Origin of the sequence: Algoriphagus sp. 4150 (assembly GCF_031457395.1) — a bacterium.
Lineage (GTDB): Bacteria > Bacteroidota > Bacteroidia > Cytophagales > Cyclobacteriaceae > Algoriphagus.
The window spans coordinates 19,259-42,189 of record NZ_JAVDWS010000021.1 but is presented as its reverse complement, the minus strand read 5'-3'; the positions used below and the strand labels follow the sequence as shown (position 1 = coordinate 42,189).

Below are 22,931 nucleotides of genomic sequence, written 5' to 3'. Positions count from 1 at the left end.
AAACAAATTATACAGACATGAAATGGGAAGGAAGAAGACGAAGCTCCAATGTAGAGGATAGACGGGGCAAGAGCGGTGGCGGAATGAGCGGAGGAGGATTTAATCCTATGCTTATTGGACCCTTGCTCAAGATATTATTTTCCAAAACCGGACTGATCATCGTTGGTATAGTCATTGCCATCTCGGTGATCACAGGCACTAATCCGCTTACCTTTTTGGGGAATTTCATGGATGGTGGTGGTCAAGGCTTTACCACTGAGTCAAATTACACACCATCTGCAGCCGAAGATCGGCTGGCAGCCTTCAGCGAAACCATCCTGGCAGATACAGAAGATGTATGGAATAGGCTTTTGGAAAATTATAGAGAGCCTACGTTGGTTCTGTTCAGCGGACAGGTGTCATCTGCCTGCGGACTTGCCTCCAGCGCCACAGGCCCTTTCTATTGTCCCGGGGATGAAAAACTGTACATAGATCTGAGCTTTTTCAAGGACATGGAAGTGAAATTAAATGCTCCGGGGGACTTCGCCCAAGCTTATGTCATAGCGCATGAGGTAGGCCATCATATCCAGAAAATCATGGGGATCACTGATCAAATGAACAAATTACGGGGACAAGTGAGTGAAAAAGAATACAATCAATTTTCGGTAAGGTTAGAACTGCAGGCAGATTTTCTGGCAGGAGTCTGGGCTCACCACAGCCAAAAATCTCTCGGGTGGATGGAAAAAGGAGATTTGGAAGAAGCATTGAATGCTGCAAATGCTATTGGAGACGATCGTCTACAAAAGCAAGCTACCGGTCGCGTCACTCCAGATTCTTTCACTCACGGCACCTCGGCCCAGCGAATGAACTGGTTCAAAAAGGGTTTTGAAACCGGGGATATTAATCAGGGCGACACATTCAATACTGCCAATTTATAGATTGGATTTGCTAGACTCCAAGACCATAATCTGCTCTGCGCTTATCTGATGAATAAATTGCCGTAAAAGGTAATAAGTCTCCGGTACCTGCGCTACAGGATTCAGCTGGGACGGAATATCGTCGGAAACCCGGTCATTTTCCAGATAGGAAAACCTGCTCAGCATACCGCTTTCAAACATACAATAGGCGGTTTCATTCGGGTTTCTTCCATCCAGCTTGATCAAGATTTCCTTTTGGCTCTCCCTGATCTTTTCCATAAACTCCGTCACACGCTTATTATATTCCTTTGGCGGCTCAGTGGAGCTGCAAGCTCCATTGCAACTTAGGTCTTCTTCAGGATCACAGTTCACTTTTCTAAGCCCACACAGTTTGGGGCACAAGCCGTACGTCTCAATACCCGTTTTCAAAAATGAATTCGCCTCCTCCATGGAAAAAAAGGATTCAACCGGTTTGAAAAACTTGGTAATCTTAGCTACCTGAAATCTTCCATAGCCTGAATTATCTTCATAATGGAACAAGCCAAGCAGACGCTTAGGACGCTTCAACGCAGAATTATACTTTGGCCATAATCTTTTGATTTCCAACGTCTCAAACAACAGTGCCATAAATTCACTTCCTGTAAGTTCCCATTTCAAATCAAAAACTTCGGTCTTAAGCTTTTGCTTAAGATTTGGAAGCAACTCTCCGGAAAAGTGGTTCTTAAACCTTTCTCTGATATTTATAGCCTTTCCCACATAGATCACTTTACTGCGCTCGTCAAGCATGTAGTAAACACCGCATGCTGTCGGGATTTCCCTGAATTTGGAATGGGGGAAATTAGGGGGTAAAAAGGCTTCACCGGTATTTTTCTTAAGCGATTGGTTGATAATCTGATAATCAGATTTGATCATTCGATCAAATAATATAGCAGTGGCTTTAGCATCGCCCATCGCCCTGTGCCTAGCTTCAATCTGTATTTTTTGACTTTCGCAAAGCCGTCCAAGACTATAGGAGCCCATGCCCGGATATACCTTTCTGCTCAGACGAACAGTGCATAGTTTAGGTGTTTTGAGCTCCTTTCCTACTTTCAAAAATGCCTCACGAAGGAAACCATAATCAAAACTGACGTTGTGAGCCACGAACACCCTGCCATCGAGCAACTCCCACAGATCTTCCTGAATATCCGAAAAAGTAGGTTTATGCCTTACCATGAAATTATCAATTCCTGTCAGCCCGGTGATGTATGTTGGGATTGCCTGTTCAGGATTAAGAAGCGTTTGATATTCCCTTACAATCGACTCTCCATCATGAATCAAAACGGCAATCTCTGTAATACCACCATACTTGGGCGCTCCGCCTGTGGTCTCAATATCTACTATGGCAAATTCCATGGAGTAAAAGTATGAATTTGAATTTTCAGTTTAGGCTAGATGTCACAGAATGACATGTTTTGTGGGTATTTCTTGCTTTCGGCAATTCAGTTTCATGCATATCCGCTTTTCTAGCAGTCACGGAAGATAAGGTGTCATACTATTCGGAAAACACTAGCGGAAGGCCTCTTCCGTCTTCGGTCTCCTGTCTTCCATCCAGTAAATCAAAGAAAATATGGCTACTGGCATCATTGCGGCTAATCATATTCAAATTTTGACATGACCGTTATTGCATCGGTAGATGCCCGAAGCATTGTATTTTTTTGCCTATACCGATAAAACATTTACAAACGCTCATTCCCTCTGATTTTCTACCTTTTAAACCATTAATGCAACTTAGTTTCATCCACTATAGTTTATAAATCCAACTCCCACTATTTTTGCGTTGTGAATTTGAAATTTGGAATACCGGTAACATTGATTCTATTGCTTGGGTTTAAGTCTCAAGCTCAGGATTGTAATCTTTCGATACGTGGAAAAATCATCCATTTGGAAAACAATGAACCTATAGATGCTGCTTATGTATGGGTTATTGAGGCTGGAGAAGGAGCTGTAAGTGATCAAAATGGGAATTTCACCATAAAGAACCTTTGCCGTGGGACTTATACGCTTACGATACAATACTTAGGACATAAGGATGTAAGAGATACTGTAAAATTAGAATCAGGCACATTCAGCAAAACGTATCGGCTGGAAGATGAGGCATTGGAGCTGGGTGGAGTGGAAATCCATGGTCACCGAGATGCAGTGCAGACCACAACAGCCGTATCGGCTCTTTATGGAGAAAATTTACTGGAATCCAGAGGGGAAAACCTTGGAGAAAGTCTAAAACGAATATCCGGTGTATCCACTTTTTCTACAGGAAACAGTATAGCAAAACCCGTGATTCACGGAATGCACAGTAACCGGATTATGATTATGAACAATGGCATCCGACTGGAAGGCCAGCAATGGGGAGCTGAGCATGCTCCTGAAATCGATCCTTTTCTGGCAGATGAAATCACGGTGGTGAAAGGTGCTGAAACAGTAAGGTATGGCCCAGAAGCTATGGGTGGAGTAATTCTGGTAAACCCTGCTCCTCTCCCAACAAAAAAAATGGGCACAACCAGCCTTAACCTAATCGGTGGAACAAATGGAAGAATGGGCAATATCAATGTAGTACACGTGGGTGGCTCAGAAAGAATCAAAGGCTTGGGGTATCGCGTGCAAGGCTCAGCCAAACGATCCGGAAATGTGAAGTCTCCCGGGTATTTTCAAGAGAATACAGGGGTAAGTGAGCTTAATCTTAGCAGCTCCATTGGTTATAGCAGTTCCAAACTTGGCTTGGAGGCTTACTACAGTCTTTTCAGTACGGAATTGGGAATATTAAATGATTCGCATACAGGCAACCTTTCAGATTTAGAAAATATCATTGCAAACGGCCGACCTTTCGCAGACGGGGAATTCAATTATGATATCGTCAATCCAAAACAAAAAGTAACCCACCATCTGGCCAAGTTGAAATCCCACTACCATATCTCAGGAAGCTGGAAATTGAACTTTCAATATGGTTTTCAACTCAATCACAGACAGGAATTTGACAAGAGACGTGGAAGCCTGAACGATAAGGCCAGCTTAGACCTGGAGTTATACACCAATACCATTGACCTCTATGTGGACCACACGCACAAGAATGAATTAAGTGGGACATGGGGAATCAACTTCATCCAGCAAGCCAATACGAATGTACCCGGCACCGGGGTGACGCCATTGATCCCCAACTATGATATGGTAAACACCGGCTTGTATGCGATGGAAAAATACTCTAAAGGGCCATTGGAAGTAGAAGCCGGAATACGGTACGACTTCAGGAATGTCAGCACTGCCAGATACATCAGCGAAGAGTTGAGAACTTCCGAATTGGATTATCAAAATTTCTCGGCCTTCCTTGGAGGCCTCTACCATATCAGCCCAAATTTCACTTTCAATACCAATCTGGGCTCTGCTTGGAGACCACCGAATGTAAACGAACTATTCAGTGAAGGTTTGCATCACGGGGCAGCGGCAGTGGAAATCGGAAATGCTGATCTGAAATCGGAAAAATCACTCAAGTGGATCAACGAGCTGCAGTATGATGGCAAAAGAACCCATTTGGAGCTTACAGCGTACCTCAATCCCATCCGTGACTACATTTATCTCAATCCCACAGGGGAAACCTATGTGAGCCTGAGAGGCACATTCAATGTATACGAATACTTGCAGGCAAGCGCATTTTTCTACGGGGTTGACTTCGCGGGAAGTTATGAGTTTACCAACAAAATCAGCGGCTATCTGAAAGGCTCCATCGTACAGGCAAAAAACACGGATAACGACAGCTATTTCCCATTTATTCCAAGCAATAGAATGGATTGGGGTATTTCTTATGATTTCTCCAAAGACACTGATACCCGTACGAATAAATTAACCTTGAGTAATCTTCTGGTAGCCAAGCAAAAAAGGGAACCTGATTTGGACATTGCTCCCTCCCCTCCTGCTTATGCCCTTTTCAATATCTCTTACCAAAAACAATTGAATATAGGAGATAACAAGCTAAACCTTGGGCTTCAGGTGCACAACCTACTCAATACCGAATACAAAGATTACATGAACCGCTTCCGATACTTCACCTATGATATGGGAAGAAATATACTTCTAAAAATCAATTATGAATTTTAATCTTCAGCTTATGAAAACCACAAACAAACTTTACCTTATCGCACTCGCACTAGTCTCATTGAATTTCTCAAGTTGTAGCAGTGATGACCCCGTTCCGGAAAATGACGGAGAACTAATTACCGACGTCACACTTACTTTTCAGGAAATTGACGAAAATGGAAATGCAGTAGGCGACTCCTTTGATTTCACAGCTTCTGATCCGCAAGGCATAGAAGTCGGTTCAGCTCCCACTATAGAAACGGTGACATTGACGAAGGGAAAAACTTATCAAATGTCCATTGAAGTTTACAATTCTATAGCCGATGAAGACATCACGGAAGAGATACTGGAAGAATCGGATGAGCATCAGTTCTATTTTCTGGGAACAGCCTTTGTAGGCTCCCCGGTACTGTCTTACGCATACGATGATGAGGGAGGAGTCTTATTGGGACTGAAAGGAATAGTAACCGTAGCCTCAACTCCTGCTACAAACAATGCCACTATGCGAATCCTGCTTCGTCATGACTTGGACAAAGACTATCCAGGTGCAGATAATCCGAATTTTGAAGGCTATGCACAAGCAGGTGGTGAATCTGATCTGGACATTTCATTCCCGCTTATTCTGGAATAAGGAAAGCTTCAACCCCGATGTTTCTATTTTATCCAAAGAGTGCCGTATGTGCGGCACTCTTTGATTTTATACAAGTTCCGGTAAACTTAGAAATCCGGTGAACAAACAGTCATCTGAGAAGCATCGAATCCCAATGCTTCATCTAGGTTTGAGCCTATATCTCCCGCTACCAAAATCACTCTGTAATCGGGCCCCTCATTGGCCAAATGGACTTTTACATGTCCGTCAAAGCTTTGGAAATCCTCAAAACTCAGCTTATCTCCATTCATCAAAGCTCCAAGTACTGTTTTGCTTTGAAGATTTGATCCGCTGACGGGAGTCAGCATAGCAGCCATGGGAGCTTCCGGCTCGGAGTAATTCCCATAATGCAAGTGAGCCGGGAATGTAGTGGAAGAAGTGCTTCTCTCACCTTGCAACTGTAATGTCAACTCCAGGTTACCATCGGTCAATTCTCTGACAGTAAGTGTCCCTGTGTAGTCATACTCGCTGGCCTTGTAGAGCTGATATTCTAACTTCTGACCCGTGTAACTATCAGGGTCAGATTCACTACAAGACCAAATACTTACTAGTAAAAAGAATAATAAAAATATTTTTTTCATAATAATAATAAGGCTTTCAATGCTCAACGGAAAGATATTCAATTCTGTTCGCAATTCTTAGAAGTTATCAGTTTGAAAGAAATCCCAAAGGTCCAGCTGCCAATCAGCTATCAGGTCAATTTGCCCTCCAAAAGAAGGGGGTAAATAAAATCAACAGCGTAAATAGTTCCAAACGTCCCAACAGCATAATAACTACTAGGAATATTTTGGCTGCAGGAGAGAAAAACGCAAAATTATCCAATGGTCCCACCATGCCTATTCCCGGGCCAACATTCCCCAGTGAAGTAGCAACTGCCCCTAGAGAAGTCACCAAATCATAGCCCATCAGCGAAAGTGCCAAGGCTCCCAACACAAACGTCAATAAATAAATCAACAAGAAATTCATGATATGAGTGATGATCCTACCGGTAACCCTATCGCCATTGATCATTAAAGGAACGATTGCTCTAGGATGAACCAGACGTTTGAATTCCAACCATGAATTCTTTATAAATGTAAGGTGCCTTACAAACTTGATCCCTCCGGACGTAGATCCTGCACACCCACCCAAAAACAACATCATAAAGCAGATAAAAATAATTCCCTGACCATACTGGGTATAGTCATCCGTAACATAACCTGTCGTTGTGACAATTGAAACCACCTGAAATAATGACTTCCTAAAAGCTAATTCATGACTTACACCTCCATGTGCAAAGATCGGGTAATACAGCACGATCGAGAGTGCCAACAGCGTCATTCCATATGTCTTGAATTCATCACTTCTAAAAACCCGCTTGAACTTACCCATCAGACCGAAATAGATCACCGTAAAGTTGGTGCCTGCCAAAAACATAAACACAATTGCTACATATTGAATAAACGCAGAATCGTAAAAAGCCATACTGTCATTTTTGGTGGAAAACCCTCCTGAAGCCAGGGTGGTAAGTGCATGGTTTATTGCATCAAAAAACGTCATTCCTCCAGCCCAATACAGTAGTGCGGCCAAGCCGGTAAGTCCCACATAAACGTACCAAAGCCGCTTGGCTGTTTCAGAAATTCTTGGATGTACCTTATCTGAAGTTGGTCCGGGAGATTCTGCTACAAACAACTCAATTCCACCGATTCCAAGTAATGGGAAAATCGCTACTGTCAAGACAATTATTCCCAATCCCCCAATCCATTGAGTCATACTTCTCCAAAAAAGCAAGCCTTTTGGCATCGCTTCTATATCGGTCAATATAGAAGCCCCGGTAGTGGTAAGGCCGGACATAGTCTCGAAAAGAGCGTTTGCAAATCCATCAATCTGATTGCTGAGCACGTAAGGAAGCATTCCAAAACCTGCCATAAAAATCCAGCTCAAAGCCACAATCAAATACCCTTCTCTCTTGCGGATATTTTGATCTTGCTTGGAAAAGGAGAAAAACAATGTCATCCCAAAAACCATAGTAATCAATGCCGAACTAAATATCGGCCAAGGATCTTCCTCGAAATAAATAGAAAAAACAGCCCCAGGAAGCATCATGAGAGATATTAGCACCAAGAGTGCTCCCATGATCTTCCCGATTTCTTTGAAATGAATCATGCCTTAGTGAAACAGTTTTTCGAGTGCCGTTTTTGCCTCCGGCAAAGCCAAAACAATTGCTTTATCATTCAGATCCAGCTGAAAATCTCCGTCCGGAATAAAAACTTTTTCTCCCCGGATCACACCTGCTACAATAGCAGAATCGGGAAAATGAAGTTCTCTCAATGGTTTTTTGATTAATCGGTTATTCTTACACACTGAATATTGGATAAACTCAGCATCCACCCCGTAAATACCCGAAACCGCCTCTACAGTTCCTTTTTTCAGAAACCTTGAAATCTCATTTGCTGCTACCAGCTTTTTATTGATCAATGAATCTACTCCGATACTGTGGGAAATATGAATGTATTCCCGCGTATCCACATGTGCAATGGTCTTGTAAACCCCGTGGTTTTTGGCTGTCAAACTCGCAATAATATTGGTTTCGGAAGATTCCGTCAAGGCAAGAAACGCATCCATTTGCTCTAATCCTTCCTCAATTAGAAGTTCTACATTCTTGTAATCCCCATTGATCACCAGTGAGTTTTTGAGATTTTCGGCCAGCCATTTACAGCGCTCCTTATCTTTATTGATCAGTGTGACGCGGAAGTGATCTTCCAGTCGAAGCGCAGTAGTCAATGCCATATCATCCCCACCGATAATCATTACATTCTTGATCGTGTGTTTTACCTGCCCCAGTACCTCCATAATCGTCTGGGTATTTTTCTTATTCGATATAAAAAAAACATGATCATTGTTACGGATAATCGTACCTCCCCGTGGTATTAGCGTTTTTTGATCCCTTAGAATCGCAATAATCCTAATATCCTCAAAAATAGGATTGGACTTGGTATCCATGATCCGCTGATTGACCAAAGGGTTACTTTGATCCAAAGTGATTCCTACGATATTTAGCTTTCCTCCCTCAAAATCAAAAACCTCCGTAAAACTTGAGTTCTCAATCATATTAAAAATATGCTTACTGCAAAGCATAGTAGGTGAGATTAAATTATCTATACCTAAATTCTGAAAATAGGAGAGATTCTCAGGATCCATGTAAGAGTGGTTTCTCACCCTTGCCATCACCCGCTTTGCTCCGAGTTGCTTCGCCAAAACTGCCGTGACAATATTGGTTTTCTCGGAAGTAGTGACAGCCAAGACCATACTCGCTCTATTCACATTGGCCCGCTTGAGAATCTCAAAAGAAGTAGCATCTCCCTGGACAGTCAACACGTCTAGTTTGGAAGCTACATAGTCCAGAACTTCCCTGTCCGTATCTATCAGCGTGATGTCCTTATTATCGTAACTTAATTGCTCTGCGAGGTGGTAACCCATATCTCCTGCGCCTGCAATCACAATATTCATCCCCATAGAGGTATTTCCCGTGATTTTTGAAATGGCAAAAATAATAGCTTTCTAAATGGTAATCAGTCATTAAGCTATTTCTTTTCTGACTTATAGGTCAAAGTAACAAAGCTAAAATCTAAAAATTCATTTTTAGGTGTGTTTTTTCGACCGCAGCTACTTCCTTTTTCTCATTCTTCGAGCAGCTTATTACTCTCCGCTTCCGGGAGTTCCTGTATGTCCTTTAGCTTCCGCTGGATCACCCTGGTCCTCGCTCCCACCAATTTGTCCAACTCTGAATTTGCCTCCGTAAGCTTCTTTTGGGTCTTTTCTATCAATTCGCCAAACTTCCCGAACTCGGTCTTGATCGCTCCCAAAATCTGCCAAACCTCGGAACTCCTCTTCTGAATAGCCAGCGTCCTGAACCCCATCTGAAGACTGTTTAATATCGCGGAGAGTGTCGTAGGTCCCGTGACGAGCACTTTATAGTCTTGTTGGATTTGCTGTGAAAGCCCGGGCTCACGGAGAATTTCCGCATAGAGGCTTTCTACAGGGACAAAAAGTATGGCAAAATCAGTCGTGTAAGGAGGATGAATGTATTTGTTCTGAATATCCTGCGCGGCTTTTTTCACCGCTTTATAAAGCTCATTTCTATACATTTCTATCTCCGGCTTTGATGCTGTTTCATATGCATCTACCAATCTCAAGAAAGACTCCTGGGGGAATTTAGAATCTATAGGAAGCAAAACAGGCTCATTTTGACCGGGCATCTTCACTGCAAACTCTACCCGTTCACGATTTCCTTTCCCCACCGCCGCATTCAATACGTATTGGTCCGGAGAAAGCAAATTCTCCAAAATTGCCTGCAACTGATATTCACCGAGCACCCCACGGCTTTTCACATTGGTCAGCACCCGCTTCAAATCCCCTACTCCGTTGGCCAGATTTTGCATTTCACCGAGTCCTTTTTGTACTGCCTGAAGTTGGTTGCTTACCATCTCAAAGGATTGACCAAGGCGGGTTTCCAGTGTTTTTTGAAGCTTCTCATCCACTGTTTCCCTGATCTTCTCCAATCTCAACTCGGTGGTTTTCATCAAGTCCTCCTGCCGGCGGTTCAGTTCGGAGAACTTCTCCCGCTGTAGGGTATTGAAATCCTGAACATTTTGCCTAAAGACCTCTCCAAAGGATTTTAATGCTTCGTTTTGATCTTTGGAATTGGCACGGATACTATTGAAAACCAACTGAAACTGATTGGTCAGGTTTTCATTGGCTTCCTTTCTGGACTGGGCCAACGCTAATTCCAACTCTCTACTCATCCTGGCAAGCTCATTTTGAAGAAAAGCTTTTTCCTGATCCTTCCCTTTTCCAAGAAAAAACAGAACCAAAAAAGTCACCTGTAAAAAAACAATCAGAATTAAAATATAATCAGTCGGCATAGGTAATCACTATAGGTGTGTGAAAGTAGGCCTTTTGTTCTTCCACGCCTACGCATGAGAAATATTTAGCGACAGATTCCGTCGGTAATTCTTCCATCGACAGTTCATGTATACTGGACGCCTCCTTTTGTGCCGATGGAAATGGATAATGCCCCAGGTGATCTTAGCCTGTCTGTAAAAACAACTCATAAAATATCAGGATTTTTAATTGAAAGATATTGCTAATATTTTTGTTAGATTAGTCTAACTTACTATTTTTACGAAAGAAAAAAATCAGGATAGCTCAATGGAATCAAGGCATGGCAGGATTGAGGACACAAAAAACGCACACCAAACCTACGCTTAGCAGGCTCGACCAAGACGATTTAGAAAATTCAAGACACATCATTAAAATATGGGTTATACCATTCGATCACTGGAAAAAGAGAAGAAATTATTGGAAGAAAGTATCCGTGAACAAGACCTGATGCACAAAAATTTGAAATAAAATGAGTGACACTTGTATGAGCCACATTGAAAACCACTGGAAAGCATTGACCCTTACTGCCAATGATTGCTTCAATAAGGAAGATTTTGAAAAAGCCCTATCAGGTTACAAAGAGGCCTTATATAGAGCTGAGGTTTTGAACGATCATCAAGAAAATTGCCAACAGCTGGATATCCCTTTTATGCAGGTATTCATAATTTCCTGCAACAATCTTTCCAATACCTATCAAAAACTTGGACAATATGACGCAGCAGAAATTATGCTCAAGCGGGCCGTGCATTATCTCCTTCACCTATCCACACAAGCGCATATCAATATGAATGAACTTCATCATGAGCTTAAACGGGCAAGTATCACCCTCTTCAACTTCAAGGGTGAAAAAATCGGAGAAAAGGAACAAGAAAAACTGCTTAGAAACATAAAGGAACAATTGGCAGAGAACCAGTCAATCAATATCAATAGAGCTCTAAAATCACCTAAATAAAACGAAAACGTGCTCAACTAAATCGATTAAAATGGTAAAAATGGATGGTAAAATAATAGCAGTGGATTTTGATGGAACTATCGTGGAACATGCTTACCCCGAAATAGGTAAGGAAATGCTATTTGCCTTTGCTACTCTAAAGGCTCTTCAGCAAAAAGGGCATCGTCTAATTCTGTGGACTTACAGGAGAGGCACATTGCTTGAAAAAGCTGTTGCCTTCTGTAAGAAAAACGGTGTGTCATTTTACGCGATAAATGAGAACTATTGGGGAGAAACTTTGGATGGTGATTTCAGTAGAAAGATCAATGCCGATATTTTTATAGATGACCGTAATGTAGGTGGCTTCTTAGGTTGGGACACTATTTGGCAGATACTACATGCAGATGGGAAAGACTACGCCCACCAACTTCAAAATCCTGAGGCTCATCAGAACATCAGAAGGAGGAGTAAAAAAACGTTTTGGAGTAAATTGTATTAATCCAAGTTCTCTTATTACTTGCAGGAAAAAGGTAATTGTTCGCCAATAGCGCCCAAATTTGTTTGATCCAAATCCTAAAATCGGCTTTTTTGAGTTTCTTTATATAGTTTGCGCTGAGTAAAAAGCAGAAAGAATTAGCTCCATTCTTCGCTTGATATAAAAGATGACTCTTGAATCTTAAATCTGTGTTCAAAAACCTTGGTCCAGGACCCATCATTGCCGCTGCGTTTATTGGCCCGGGCACGGTGACCGTATGTACACTTGCGGGAGTCAATTTTGGATTTACTCTGCTCTGGGCATTAGGATTATCAGTGATTTCTACTGTAGTTTTTCAGGAGATTTCAGGAAGACTGGGACTGGTCACCGGCAAGGATTTGAGTCAGCTCATCCGCAGTCAAAAAGGGAAACCACTCTATCGATATTTCACCATGATATTGGTCTTGATAGCCATAGGGCTGGGAAATGCCGCATACGAGTCGGGAAATATTTCCGGGGCAAATTTGGGATTGCAGATTTTTTGGGAAGCGCCTACGTTAGTTTTTTTCGGAATAGAAATTCAGTCAGGCAATCTTATCTTGGGAATTGTGGCTTTTGCACTTCTTTGGTGGGGCAATTACAAAGCTCTGGAACGGGCACTGGTAGGCTTGGTGATCTTTATGTCCATAGCTTTCACAGCCACAGCTATACTTACCAAACCCGCTTGGTCAGAAGTTTTTACGGGATTTATCCCAACTTGGAATGATACAAATCTCCCCACACTCGTGGCTTTAATCGGAACTACCGTCGTTCCTTACAATCTTTTTCTCTACGCCAGTTTGGCAAAAAACCGATGGTCAGGTCCTGCAGGTATTCCTTGGATGAGGAGAGATATTGTCATTTCCATCGTCTTGGGGGGAATCGTATCCATGGCTATATTAATTGTGGGAGCTGCCAATTCAGGCAATGAAATCAACAGTGCGTTAGATGTGTCCAGAGGATTGGAAGGAGTCTTGGGGAGCTTTGCCAAGTATCTTATGGGCTTTGGACTGATGGCGGCAGGGCTTACCTCCAGCATCACAGCCCCACTGGCGGCGGGATTGGTAATCTGCGGAATCATGGGTTGGGACCAGACTATCCACTCCAAAGCCATGAGAGCCTCGATGGGAGCAATCGTTTTATTGGGATTGACATTCGCTTCTTTGGGAATCAAACCTATCCAATTGATCACCCTTGCACAATTGGCCAATGGTATACTTTTGCCTTTGATCAGCGGTTGGATTATCTGGATAGCTTCTCAAAAGTCTATTTTGGGTGATTTCCGAAATAAGCCTTTGCATACCTTCATTGCTGTTTTGATTTGGCTTGTGGCTTTGGTTTTGGGGTTGAAAAGTATACTGGCGGTGATTGGACTTGAATTCTAGAAACAAATTATCTCGCGGCGACACAACGGCGCAGCGGAATTAAAAAAGAGAGAATAGCCCTACACTACCTTTTAATCCTCCCATACCTTCATTGCTGTTTTGATTTGGCTTATGGCTTTGGCTTTGGGGTTGAAAAGTATACTGGCGGTGATTGGACTTGAATTCTAGAAACAAATTATCTCGCGACGACACAACGGCGCAGCGGAATTAAAAAAGAAAGAATAGCCCTACACTACCTTTTAATCCTCTCCCACTCGCTGTCGAGCACGCTATAATAAATAGTATCACGTCGTCGCCCCTTAATAAGTAAGGTATGGCTCCGAAGTACTCCTTCTTCCACTGCACCAAATTTTAGAAGTGCTTTTCTGGCAGGCATATTCAGCACGTCCGTTTTGATTTCTACGCGCTTCAGCTTTAACGTTTCGAAGCAATATTCGAGCATCAAAAGTTTCATCGCCTGGTTGATGCCTGTTCCATGAAACTGACGACCCAGCCAAGTCCAACCTATTTCTATACGCTCATCTCTCGGGGAGTAATTTCCAAAAGCAGTACTTCCCACTGCCCGGTTTATGCTTTTGTCCCACACCAAAAACTGAAAGCGCTGACCTTCCAAAGCAGGCTTTGCCCACTCTCTAAACTCCTCCGGGCTGCTCAGATCATAGGTGAAATAAGTCCAAAGAGCTGGGTCATTTGTCAATGACATCAAACCTGAAAAATCATCCTCAGTAATAGGACGTAGTAATACCCTGTCATTTTCTAAAATCAACTTGCTATCTAACATCATCTATTTTTCAATTACCTAACTAAAATCCAGCTTGCTCACTAAAAACAGTGTGAAAATACACACTTTTTTGCTACTAAGTAACTTGCAAATCTTATGAATATTCATCTGTTTGTTTACCAAAACGCTAAGCTTATTGCCCCTGATTTACCAAAACAGCATTTTTTCCAACACTTTGTTAAAATTAGATTTTGGCAGGATATTATCTGAAAAATAAAATTTTCTCTCTTAATTATGGATTTCAACAAAATATTTTTTTAAATTAAACAAAAGCGCAATTAACCCTTAACCCTTATATACATGAAAAAGCTATTACTTTTCCTGATTTGTGGGATGCTTTGGGTAAGCAGTCTCAAGGCTCAGCAAACGCAGTACATGGTATTCGAATTTGTCAAGGTTGAAAACGATCAACTTTTTGATTATATCGAGTTTAAAGATCTAATGGAGAAAGTGTACAGACAGGCACTAAACGACAAACGTATCAAAGGCTGGGACTTCTGGTCTCTTCAATCCGGCGCCGATCAATCGGACTTCCAGTACATCATGGTCACCCACTACAATGACCCCGTGCAAATGATGAATGGCCTTGATGAGCAATCGATGATCGAGTACACTAGGATTGCGTATCCACATTTGAACAGCGTCCAGATTGGTAAATTATTTCAAGAATCTCTTAAGACGCGAGACACGCCTATGAGATTGTATATGAAAGAAATCTCCAAGACGAGCGATAACTTTCAGATGAAACCGGGTGTACTGGCTTCCTTTGATTTGATGAAAGCATACGAAGGTCAATTTGACGTTTACGAAAAGGCTGAATCCGAAGTTTTCAAGCCGATTCACCAAAGGTATATTGAGCAAGGCATGATGGGGCACTGGAGTTTGTTGAGAACCGCTCTGCCTCTTGGATCGGAAGCTAAGTCAACCCATTTGACGATGAATATTTACAAGGATTATATGCAATTTTTCAACGCACAATCCTATGAAGACATGAATCAGACAGATGCTCAGCGTAAAGCTGTCAATGAAGGATTAAACTCCCGCGATCAAAAATGGGTTTACCTCGCAACATTAGAAAACGTAGTTCGATAGTCCGGTAGCAACTTACGTGGGGAGGCTTTGAAAGAAGCCTCTTTTTTTATCCCGGCTTTCAAGCTCCCAGTATCCGGCTGATTGCTTCCACTTCTCCGGTACTGAAAACAGAATTCCTCACCGCCGCGACATTATCGTCCAGTTGCTCAGGCTTGGAAACTCCTACCAATACAGATGTGATTCGCTGATCCTTTAGCAACCAAGCAATGGCCATCTGTGCCAGCGTCTGCTTTCTACCAATCGCAATGTCATTCAGTTTTGATATCATGTCGATCTTTTCTTCAGAAATCTGTGCTGCTTTCAGATACCTTCCGTCTTTGGCCGCGCGGGAATCTGCCGGAATTCCTTTCAGGTATTTATCCGTGAGCAGTCCCTGTTCCAATGGAGAGAAGGCAATACTACCCACTCCTTTTTCACCCAGAACGTCCATCAGGCCATTTTCTACCCAACGATCGATCATCGAATACCTCGGCTGGTGAATCAATAGTGGGGTACCAAGACGTTCTAATATTTCGTAGGCTTTGGCAGTGTCTTCCGCCGAGTACTGGGAGATTCCTACATAAAGTGCTTTCCCCTGTCTTACGAGAAGATCGAGTGCTCCCATAGTTTCCTCTAGAGGAGTATCGGGATCAGGTCTGTGATGATAGAAAATATCCACATAATCTACTCCCATTCTTTTTAGGCTTTGGTCGCAACTCGCCACCAGGTACTTTTTGGACCCATAATTTCCATAAGGGCCAGGCCACATATCCCATCCCGCTTTGGAAGATATTATCAGTTCGTCTCTTAGAGAGGAAAAATCTTTCTTCAACATTCTACCGAAATTCTCCTCAGCAGACCCAAATGGAGGGCCGTAATTATTGGCTAAGTCGAAATGGCAAATCCCGAGATCAAAAGCCCTACGGAGAATAGAACGTCCGAGTGTAAAATCTGCATTGTGCCCGAAATTGTGCCAAAGTCCAAGGCTGATTTCAGGTAAAACCAAGCCGCTCTTTCCGCATCTGCGGTATTTCATCTGATGGTAGCGGTCAGTAGCAGGCAGATAAGGTAAAAGAGGTGAGTGATCGTTAATATCCATTATTAGTTACAGGGTTGAGTGTCCAATTAAGCGAACCAAAATAGAGCGATAAAAACTGATATCAAACCTAAAACCATAAGAAGTAGCCAACTTTTCCATAAGTATGCGATCCAGTCGTCATACTTGATTCCTGCAGCGGCAATCACTGCCATCATGCCACCGTTGGTTGGAGTGACCAGATCCATTAATCCCGCGGCATATTGATAGGTAAGTACAGCAACTTGACGGGATATGCCCAGCAAATCCATTAATGGAACCGCCAACGGTGTGGTCAGTACTGCCTGCCCTGAAGTACTGGGAACGGGTATATGGATAATGGCCTGACTTAAATACAGCCCTAGAGCGGCAAATTGCGCCGGCATATGTTCAAGCGGCTCAAACATCCCTTGGATAATAGGGTCGATTATGGCTGTATTCTGTAAAACCAAGTAAACACAACGGGCCAATCCTACAATTATCCCGGCAAATATCATTTCACCAAATCCCTCAGTGTATGCTTTTGCGGTACCGTTAAGTCCCAATTTGCCTATTAACCCGCAGCTTATGCCAACAACAAAAAACAATGCACTCATTTCATTGTAGCCCCAGTCTTGATAGATTACTCCCCAAGCCATTACACCCACACCGCCAAAAGTCAGAATTAATATCACTCCATGCTGAAATGAAATTTTTGCAGGCTTCATCGCATGGGTTTCTGAATCCTCAACTTTCTGCTTACCATACTTAATATGATAACTGCACCAGATTACTATTGCCAAAACCAGAAATAGCAATCGATAGGCAAATCCCTCTTCGAAATTCAGCTCGGCAATGCTTTGGGAAAGCAAAGAACCGAAGGGATTGAATGGCGAAAAACTTGCACCTACAAGTGAAGACCCTAAAGATATCGCTATGATGGAACGTATATTATAATTGATTTTTTTAGCCAGAATAACCAAAACCGGAGTCAGTGCTATAATCTCCTCCTGCATGGCCATGGTACTTCCGCAAAAAGCAAAGACTATCCCAATGAGATATAAAAGCAAAAATTGCTTATTCCTAAAACGGTAGATCAGTGCTTCAATTCCGACTTGTAAAGCACCTGTTTTTTCCACTACATAGAATGCTCCCCCGATGAGCAGAATCAACGCTACGATGTCTGCACCTAGAATAAAACCTTCAGGAATAGACAAAACCACCTCGTAGATACTTGCATTCTTATCCTCAATAGGACGAAAACTTCCCGGAACTATTATTTCCCTTCCGGTTTCAACATCGAGTACCCGCTCAAAGGAACCTGATTGAATGAAGTAGCCTGACAACCCTGCCAGAAGTATAAATCCCAACAGGATGATAATGGGATGTGGGAAGGATAGCTTCATCTATAAATCATTTAATGAGACGTAAGATATAATCTGAGTAGCAATTTTAAGCCTGAAATCCTCCTTATCCTTGGTATTGGAGAATAAGAAAATACCTGTCTCTGCTTCTTTGGAATAGAAAAGTAAGCTAGAATATCCTCCCTGTCCACCATAATGACCTATCCATTCACTACCACTAATCGGCATTTTCTGAAAACCCACCGGCACCTTACTCCCCTCAATGGTAAGCCAGTCAAGGGCATGATGATATGCTCCCTTATCACCCCGCAGCAGATGAATCATGGCCAAACTCATGTCTCTTGTAGTCGTGGCCAGACCTGAGGAAGGAGACGGAAGGACAGGGAATTTGATCTGCTTTGGCATGATCCTTTTCCAAATGAAGGTTTTCTGATATCCCTCAACCCCATACTCATCTTTGGTACCGTGGGGCAAATAATTAGAGTTTGTCATACCCGACCCCATAAATATTTTCCGGTGAATTAGGGAATCAAAATCCAGTTTTTCAGATTGGCTGAGTATAAATCCCAATAAATCATAATTAGAATCCGCGTAAGCATAGCTGATGGAATCTGTAAAAAAGTTGGATGAATTTTGCAAAAACTCCTCTCCCCATTTATTCAAACTTTGGGATTTTGGCGAAGATAAAATGAGCTCGGAGAATTTTTTGTCCCGAATGCCCGATTGGTGTGACAACAGGTCTTGGAATCGAATCGTGGCAAGTGAAGAAGAATTAAACTTTTCTCCTAAGCGAAGAGCGTGTAAAGAATCATTGGCATCTATGCCCCTATCGTGTAAAATGCTCGCCGCTCCCAAAGCTGAAAATAGTTTCGAAACCGAAGCAACTAGGATTTTACTGTCCACAGTCAGAAGATTTTTGGTTTGGAGATTTTCATATCCAAAAGCTCTCAAATAGAAAACAGTATCATTCCTGACTATCGCTACAGAAATTCCGGGCAAAATATGGGTTGATATAGCTTGTTGTATTATTGAGTCGATGCCTTCAGACTCAGACTGCACTTCTTGGACGGGGATTGTGCGGACTTTGGGATAGCTATACCACCATTCCCATGCTAAAAATATGGCAATCCAGAAAATCAAAATAGGCAAAATGATTTTGATTTTCTTGTTCATAGAGCAAACAATTTAGAATAGCTTTCCTTACAACTGCACTTATTATGATCAAAAGCTGAGGTTTAAATTTATCGACTTCTCCACGGCTTTGTGTTGAAAATCACTTTTTCATACCGCTAAGTCGTTCAGCAATAAGCTTATTTTTTGTCCAAATAGGAAAAATCACAATCCAAACTTTTTCGATCCCACTTCCCTGCCTCTGCTGCAGCTTCGTATGTACTCTGTAGAAACTCCAGCAGCATCTCGCTTGGAGCGGGGGATTTACGCACATCGTCATAGGATAGCATAAACTCTCCCATGTCCTTATTCCAATAAGCCTTATCGGGAGAAATTTCTGCATTCTGAAAATCAGGATAATTAGGATAGCAGTATGCGTAGAAAACAGGGGTTTTAAAAGCTTCACTTCCCGGCCAAAAACCCACGCTAAACACTTCATGTGAATATGCTTCCTGCATTACCACAGGGGGTATATTGGGAACCTGACCTGAAAATTCCGGTGCTCTATTTCCTGAAAAGCGCGTATAGGCCAAATCAAAAGATCCCCAAAAGAAGTGAATTGGACTACTTTTCCCGGTGAATTTGGTCCTGAAAACTCCAAACACATTTTGAATTTGAACCAATACTTTCCACAGGCTTTGTGCTGCATTGGCCTGATACATAATGCGGTTTTTGTTCTTTGAAAAAGGTATAGGATCAGGAATCTCATTGGGAATCTCGTTGATCTTCACCTGAATCCCCAAAAAACGCAGCTTCTCCATCAATTGCTCATAGAAACTGGCTACCGTTTGTCCGCCCAGTGCAAAGCGATCCTGAGTACCATTGCTGGTTTTTATTCTCAATTCGTGATGAATGAAATCGAAATGAATATTAAAAACGCCTCCATCATAAGGAATACTGCCCGTAGTCAATCCTTGAGTGTCCACATACAGCGATACATGCCATGAGTGATTTTGCCATGGAGATTTTTTGAGCCTTACTTTGCCGACTATCTGCGTCCACTGGTGTAAGAGATAAATGGTGTCTTTATTCTCCTCGAACTGAAATACCGGCCAAGAATTCTTTTTGGGTGCCATAAATGAAAATTTATCCTTCAATTTATGGCTTTTCCCTGCTGAACAAAAATTAAATCCCAGACTTTAACATGTTCTTCAAAATCTTCATTCCAATTGTGGCGTTTTCCGCTATACTGACCACATTTCTTCGAAAATTAATTGTTGGATTTTTTGGATCAATTACATAAATGGTGGTTTCAGTAACAACATCTTCAATTAAACCAGCAGCAGGATAGACTTGAAGGGAAGTTCCGACCACTACGAAAATATCAGATGAAGCAACAATCTCACTCGCTTTTTCCATCATTGGAACCTGCTCACCAAACCATACGATGTAAGGACGCAACTGGCTTCCTTTCTCGCATGTATCACCCTCTTTAATCTCCCAATGATCCAACTCATACACCAATCGGGGATCCACAGTACTCTGAGCTTTTTTCAGTTCTCCGTGTAGATGAATAACCTGTGTGGAACCAGCACGCTCATGTAGATCGTCCACGTTTTGCGTGATGATGGACACCTCGTAGTCATTCTCCAACTCAGCTAAAATAAGATGTGCCTGATTTGGCTCACATTCCAGTAACTGCTTTCTCCGCTGGTTATAAAAATTCTGGACAAGTTGTCTATTTCGATTCCATCCCTCCGGGGAAGCCACTTCCATTACGTCATGACCTTCCCAAAGTCCTCCGGAATCCCTAAAAGTTTTGATTCCACTCTCTGCCGAGATACCTGCACCGCTGAGAACTACCAAATGCTTCTTTTTGCTCATAATTCAATATGATATTTCGTGTATCCAAATGAATGTAGGTTCTAAGGTTCAATGGCAGATTGCTTTTAGTATGCTTCCTGCTGATCTACGCTGAAAAGGATCAGCTGATAATCGCAGATTTTTTAATTGCCTACAAATTGAATTAAACAGAGTCATTTGCGCAAATCTGCGTCAATTATCTGCGGATATCTGCGGGAAATTTACTCGAACTTAATTAAACCTACATTTAAGGTACTTGATTTTTTCTCCCTTGTCAGAAAACATCTTTTCGTAGCGGGTCTGTATCCCAAAGTGGTCATCTTTCCATTCGCTTTGATAGAAATCATGGGTGAAGCCGATTACTTCGATATCTTCCCTACTTTGGAAAAGTTCAAGAGAATAATTGAACAGCTCAGTGTTGTCTGTCTTAAAGTGTAAAAAGCCATCTTTCTTCAACATGGGCTTATACATATCCAGAAAACGCGGTGAGGTCAGTCTTCGCTTTTCATCCCCGTCCCTTGGGAATGGATCCGGAAATGTAATCCATAGCTCCGAGATTTCATCCGCCGCAAAGTATTTGTCCAGAAGCTCAATCTGTGTTCTAAGGAACGCCACATTATGAATGCCCTCAGCCGAGGCTGTTGAACTTCCTTTCCAAATCCTACTTCCTTTGATATCGACTCCTATAAAGTTCTGATTGGGAAAATTACGCGCTAAACCAACGGTGAACTCTCCTCTCCCGCAAGCTAACTCCACGACGATAGGATTTGGATTCTGAAACTGCGCTTCATTCCAGTTCCCCTTGATTGTTTCAAAAATTGGCTTTCCGGCCTGGATTACATTTGGGTTCTCTTCGTTTTCTTGGAAGCGAACCAGTTTCTTTCTACTCATCTAAAGCTCTTCGATTTCTGCAACCACAAAAGTACTCCCTCCCACAAAAATCAAGTCATCTTCTCCCGCATTTTTTCTCGCAAATGCCAACGCTTCATTTATATCAGGAATTATTTCGCTTTTCAGATTGAAAAACCGCGCCTTTTCTGCCAGTTGATAGGCAGGCAAAGCTCTTGGGAGTGGGGCTTCGCAAAAAACATAATTCGCAGAGTTTGGTAGCATGGACAGCACCTTGGAAATATCCTTGTCCTGAACCATCCCCAATACAAACCAAAGCTTAGAGAACGTATAGGTATCCAATTGGGAAAGTATCTCACGAAAGCCTGCTTCATTATGTCCGGTGTCGCAGATGACAGTGGGATGAGAAGAGAGCGTCTGCCACCTACCTTTCAAACCGGTAAGTTCGGTGACATTTTTCAATCCTTCCAATACAGCTTCATCCGGCAGGTTCCATCCCATTTTCCGCATTTGAGCGATTGATTCCAGAATACCGGGAAGGTTGTATTTCTGATAATTTCCGTTCAATCCAAATGTCAGATTAAAGAAATTGTGTGCCGCGGTCTGTGTCTCCACAGACCGGTTAAAACTAACTTCAGAATCAAGCGTTTTATCACCGTCTGCCGTGGTCTGTGTCTTCACAGACCTCTTTAACTCACCGCTAGTTTGAATAGTATAACTCGTCTTTCCTTCTTCCTCCGATTCTTTATAGGCTTTCCAGTTTTCATCTGCAAATACTAGCGGAGCATTCATCTCTTTAGCCTTTTTGATGAAAACCGCACTGGTTTCTTCATGTGTTTCACTGATCACCACAGGGACACTTTCTTTAATAATCCCCGCTTTCTCTCCTGCGATCAACGGCAGCGTATCTCCAAGAAACTGTACGTGATCAAACCCTATATTGGTAATCAGTGAGAGTTCCGGATTGATGATATTGGTGCTGTCGAAATTCCCGCCCATACCTACTTCTACGATAGCAATGTCTACTTCCTGTTGTGCAAAATGCCAGAAAGCCATACCTACTGTCATCTCGAAAAAACTAGGCTTCAGTTCATCCAGAAAGCTTTTGTTTTCCGCTACAAATTCCACAACCAGCTCAGGACTTATTTCCAGTCCATTAATTCTTATTCTTTCAGTAAAAGACTTGAGATGGGGAGAGGTATAAAGTCCGGTTTTATAGCCTGCACTCTGAAAAATAGCCGCCAGACTGTGGGAGGAACTTCCTTTCCCATTTGTGCCTGCCACATGGATTGACTTGAATTTGTGCTCGGGATTGCCTAGGTGGTCACAGAGCAAAATAGTACTTCGTAGATCCTTTCTGAAAGCTGAGGCCCCCACTCGCTGGAACATGGGAAGGGAATCAAACAAATAATCCAGCGTCTCCCGGTAATCCATTTC

20 protein-coding genes are annotated in these 22,931 nt (G+C 42.4%); 7 read left to right on the top strand and 13 right to left on the bottom strand.

The genetic code is table 11. The features are described 5' to 3' along the window. Positions 1-17 precede the first annotated feature (17 nt). Positions 18-917 (top strand): neutral zinc metallopeptidase, encoded by a 900-nt coding sequence (locus tag J2X69_RS20450; protein ID WP_310107541.1) that lies wholly within the window; start codon positions 18-20, stop codon positions 915-917. On the opposite strand, the gene J2X69_RS20445 is transcribed toward J2X69_RS20450, so the two are convergent. Continuing rightward, complete coding sequence (locus tag J2X69_RS20445; protein ID WP_310107539.1) at positions 912-2,288, bottom strand: exonuclease domain-containing protein; 1,377 nt, start codon at positions 2,286-2,288, stop codon at positions 912-914. The genes J2X69_RS20450 and J2X69_RS20445 overlap by 6 nt on opposite strands. 426 nt (positions 2,289-2,714) lie before the next feature. Between J2X69_RS20445 and J2X69_RS20440 the strand changes: the two genes are divergently transcribed. Continuing rightward, the gene (locus tag J2X69_RS20440) at positions 2,715-5,021 is read left to right on the top strand and encodes a TonB-dependent receptor (protein WP_310107537.1); all 2,307 of its coding nucleotides are present in this window, start codon (positions 2,715-2,717) and stop codon (positions 5,019-5,021) included. Positions 5,022-5,031: 10 nt separating this feature from the next. After that, complete coding sequence (locus J2X69_RS20435; protein ID WP_310107535.1) at positions 5,032-5,631, top strand: hypothetical protein; 600 nt, start codon at positions 5,032-5,034, stop codon at positions 5,629-5,631. An 86-nt stretch (positions 5,632-5,717) separates the two neighbouring features. Here the strand turns inward: J2X69_RS20435 and J2X69_RS20430 are convergent, their stop codons facing one another. From J2X69_RS20430 to rmuC, 4 genes are all read right to left on the bottom strand, one after another. Then, entirely contained in the window at positions 5,718-6,230 is a 513-nt protein-coding gene (locus J2X69_RS20430; protein WP_310107533.1) for a hypothetical protein, read from the bottom strand. Between the two features lie 115 nt (positions 6,231-6,345). Then, on the bottom strand, positions 6,346-7,794 hold the full coding sequence (locus J2X69_RS20425) for a potassium transporter TrkG (RefSeq protein ID WP_310107531.1): 1,449 nt from the start codon (positions 7,792-7,794) through the stop codon (positions 6,346-6,348). Positions 7,795-7,797: 3 nt separating this feature from the next. After that, positions 7,798-9,144 carry a Trk system potassium transporter TrkA gene (gene trkA, locus J2X69_RS20420; RefSeq protein ID WP_310107529.1) on the bottom strand — a complete coding sequence of 449 codons (1,347 nt, stop codon included), beginning with the start codon at positions 9,142-9,144 and terminating at the stop codon, positions 7,798-7,800. A 164-nt stretch (positions 9,145-9,308) separates the two neighbouring features. Continuing rightward, positions 9,309-10,553 (bottom strand): DNA recombination protein RmuC, encoded by a 1,245-nt coding sequence (gene rmuC, locus J2X69_RS20415; RefSeq protein ID WP_310107527.1) that lies wholly within the window; start codon positions 10,551-10,553, stop codon positions 9,309-9,311. Between the two features lie 488 nt (positions 10,554-11,041). On the opposite strand from rmuC, the gene J2X69_RS20410 reads away from it, so the two are divergent. The 3 genes from J2X69_RS20410 to J2X69_RS20400 all read left to right on the top strand — a co-directional run bounded on the left by J2X69_RS20410 (position 11,042) and on the right by J2X69_RS20400 (position 13,402). After that, positions 11,042-11,524 (top strand): tetratricopeptide repeat protein, encoded by a 483-nt coding sequence (locus J2X69_RS20410; protein ID WP_310107524.1) that lies wholly within the window; start codon positions 11,042-11,044, stop codon positions 11,522-11,524. Positions 11,525-11,564: 40 nt separating this feature from the next. Then, the gene (locus J2X69_RS20405) at positions 11,565-12,002 is read left to right on the top strand and encodes a BT0820 family HAD-type phosphatase (RefSeq protein WP_310107522.1); all 438 of its coding nucleotides are present in this window, start codon (positions 11,565-11,567) and stop codon (positions 12,000-12,002) included. Positions 12,003-12,187: 185 nt separating this feature from the next. After that, a complete protein-coding gene (locus J2X69_RS20400) occupies positions 12,188-13,402 on the top strand; it encodes an Nramp family divalent metal transporter (RefSeq protein ID WP_310107520.1) in 1,215 nt (404 codons plus the stop codon). A 232-nt stretch (positions 13,403-13,634) separates the two neighbouring features. On the opposite strand, the gene J2X69_RS20395 is transcribed toward J2X69_RS20400, so the two are convergent. Further along, positions 13,635-14,186, bottom strand: a complete 552-nt coding sequence (locus J2X69_RS20395; RefSeq protein WP_310107518.1) for a GNAT family protein — start codon at positions 14,184-14,186, stop codon at positions 13,635-13,637. A 297-nt stretch (positions 14,187-14,483) separates the two neighbouring features. On the opposite strand from J2X69_RS20395, the gene J2X69_RS20390 reads away from it, so the two are divergent. Beyond that, positions 14,484-15,275: a hypothetical protein gene (locus J2X69_RS20390; protein ID WP_310107515.1), complete on the top strand. Its 792-nt coding sequence runs from the start codon at positions 14,484-14,486 to the stop codon at positions 15,273-15,275. Positions 15,276-15,333: 58 nt separating this feature from the next. On the opposite strand, the gene mgrA is transcribed toward J2X69_RS20390, so the two are convergent. From mgrA to J2X69_RS20355, 7 genes are all read right to left on the bottom strand, one after another. Further along, entirely contained in the window at positions 15,334-16,353 is a 1,020-nt protein-coding gene (gene mgrA, locus J2X69_RS20385) for an L-glyceraldehyde 3-phosphate reductase (RefSeq protein ID WP_310107513.1), read from the bottom strand. Between the two features lie 26 nt (positions 16,354-16,379). Then, positions 16,380-17,714, bottom strand: a complete 1,335-nt coding sequence (locus J2X69_RS20380) for a Na+/H+ antiporter NhaC family protein (protein ID WP_310107511.1) — start codon at positions 17,712-17,714, stop codon at positions 16,380-16,382. Then, positions 17,715-18,845: a serine hydrolase domain-containing protein gene (locus tag J2X69_RS20375; RefSeq protein WP_310107509.1), complete on the bottom strand. Its 1,131-nt coding sequence runs from the start codon at positions 18,843-18,845 to the stop codon at positions 17,715-17,717. 137 nt (positions 18,846-18,982) lie between these two features. Then, the gene (locus J2X69_RS20370) at positions 18,983-19,918 is read right to left on the bottom strand and encodes a DUF5996 family protein (protein ID WP_310107505.1); all 936 of its coding nucleotides are present in this window, start codon (positions 19,916-19,918) and stop codon (positions 18,983-18,985) included. Positions 19,919-19,967: 49 nt separating this feature from the next. Further along, positions 19,968-20,666 (bottom strand): NAD-dependent deacylase, encoded by a 699-nt coding sequence (locus J2X69_RS20365; protein ID WP_310107503.1) that lies wholly within the window; start codon positions 20,664-20,666, stop codon positions 19,968-19,970. Positions 20,667-20,876: 210 nt separating this feature from the next. Further along, entirely contained in the window at positions 20,877-21,536 is a 660-nt protein-coding gene (gene trmB / locus J2X69_RS20360; RefSeq protein ID WP_310107501.1) for a tRNA (guanosine(46)-N7)-methyltransferase TrmB, read from the bottom strand. Next, entirely contained in the window at positions 21,537-22,928 is a 1,392-nt protein-coding gene (locus J2X69_RS20355) for a folylpolyglutamate synthase/dihydrofolate synthase family protein (RefSeq protein WP_310107499.1), read from the bottom strand. Between the last annotated feature and the right edge of the window lie 3 nt (positions 22,929-22,931).

Coding starts and splice junctions, on each gene's coding strand:
- J2X69_RS20450 (WP_310107541.1), top strand. CDS start 18: ATGAAATGGGAAGGAAGAAGACGAAGCTCCAATGTAGAGGATAGACGG.
- J2X69_RS20445 (WP_310107539.1), bottom strand. CDS start 2,288: ATGGAATTTGCCATAGTAGATATTGAGACCACAGGCGGAGCGCCCAAG.
- J2X69_RS20435 (WP_310107535.1), top strand. CDS start 5,032: ATGAAAACCACAAACAAACTTTACCTTATCGCACTCGCACTAGTCTCA.
- J2X69_RS20430 (WP_310107533.1), bottom strand. CDS start 6,230: ATGAAAAAAATATTTTTATTATTCTTTTTACTAGTAAGTATTTGGTCT.
- J2X69_RS20425 (WP_310107531.1), bottom strand. CDS start 7,794: ATGATTCATTTCAAAGAAATCGGGAAGATCATGGGAGCACTCTTGGTG.
- trkA (WP_310107529.1), bottom strand. CDS start 9,144: ATGGGGATGAATATTGTGATTGCAGGCGCAGGAGATATGGGTTACCAC.
- rmuC (WP_310107527.1), bottom strand. CDS start 10,553: ATGCCGACTGATTATATTTTAATTCTGATTGTTTTTTTACAGGTGACT.
- J2X69_RS20410 (WP_310107524.1), top strand. CDS start 11,042: ATGAGTGACACTTGTATGAGCCACATTGAAAACCACTGGAAAGCATTG.
- J2X69_RS20405 (WP_310107522.1), top strand. CDS start 11,565: ATGGATGGTAAAATAATAGCAGTGGATTTTGATGGAACTATCGTGGAA.
- J2X69_RS20395 (WP_310107518.1), bottom strand. CDS start 14,186: ATGATGTTAGATAGCAAGTTGATTTTAGAAAATGACAGGGTATTACTA.
- J2X69_RS20390 (WP_310107515.1), top strand. CDS start 14,484: ATGAAAAAGCTATTACTTTTCCTGATTTGTGGGATGCTTTGGGTAAGC.
- mgrA (WP_310107513.1), bottom strand. CDS start 16,353: ATGGATATTAACGATCACTCACCTCTTTTACCTTATCTGCCTGCTACT.
- J2X69_RS20380 (WP_310107511.1), bottom strand. CDS start 17,714: ATGAAGCTATCCTTCCCACATCCCATTATCATCCTGTTGGGATTTATA.
- J2X69_RS20375 (WP_310107509.1), bottom strand. CDS start 18,845: ATGAACAAGAAAATCAAAATCATTTTGCCTATTTTGATTTTCTGGATT.
- J2X69_RS20370 (WP_310107505.1), bottom strand. CDS start 19,918: ATGGCACCCAAAAAGAATTCTTGGCCGGTATTTCAGTTCGAGGAGAAT.
- J2X69_RS20365 (WP_310107503.1), bottom strand. CDS start 20,666: ATGAGCAAAAAGAAGCATTTGGTAGTTCTCAGCGGTGCAGGTATCTCG.
- trmB (WP_310107501.1), bottom strand. CDS start 21,536: ATGAGTAGAAAGAAACTGGTTCGCTTCCAAGAAAACGAAGAGAACCCA.
- J2X69_RS20355 (WP_310107499.1), bottom strand. CDS start 22,928: ATGGATTACCGGGAGACGCTGGATTATTTGTTTGATTCCCTTCCCATG.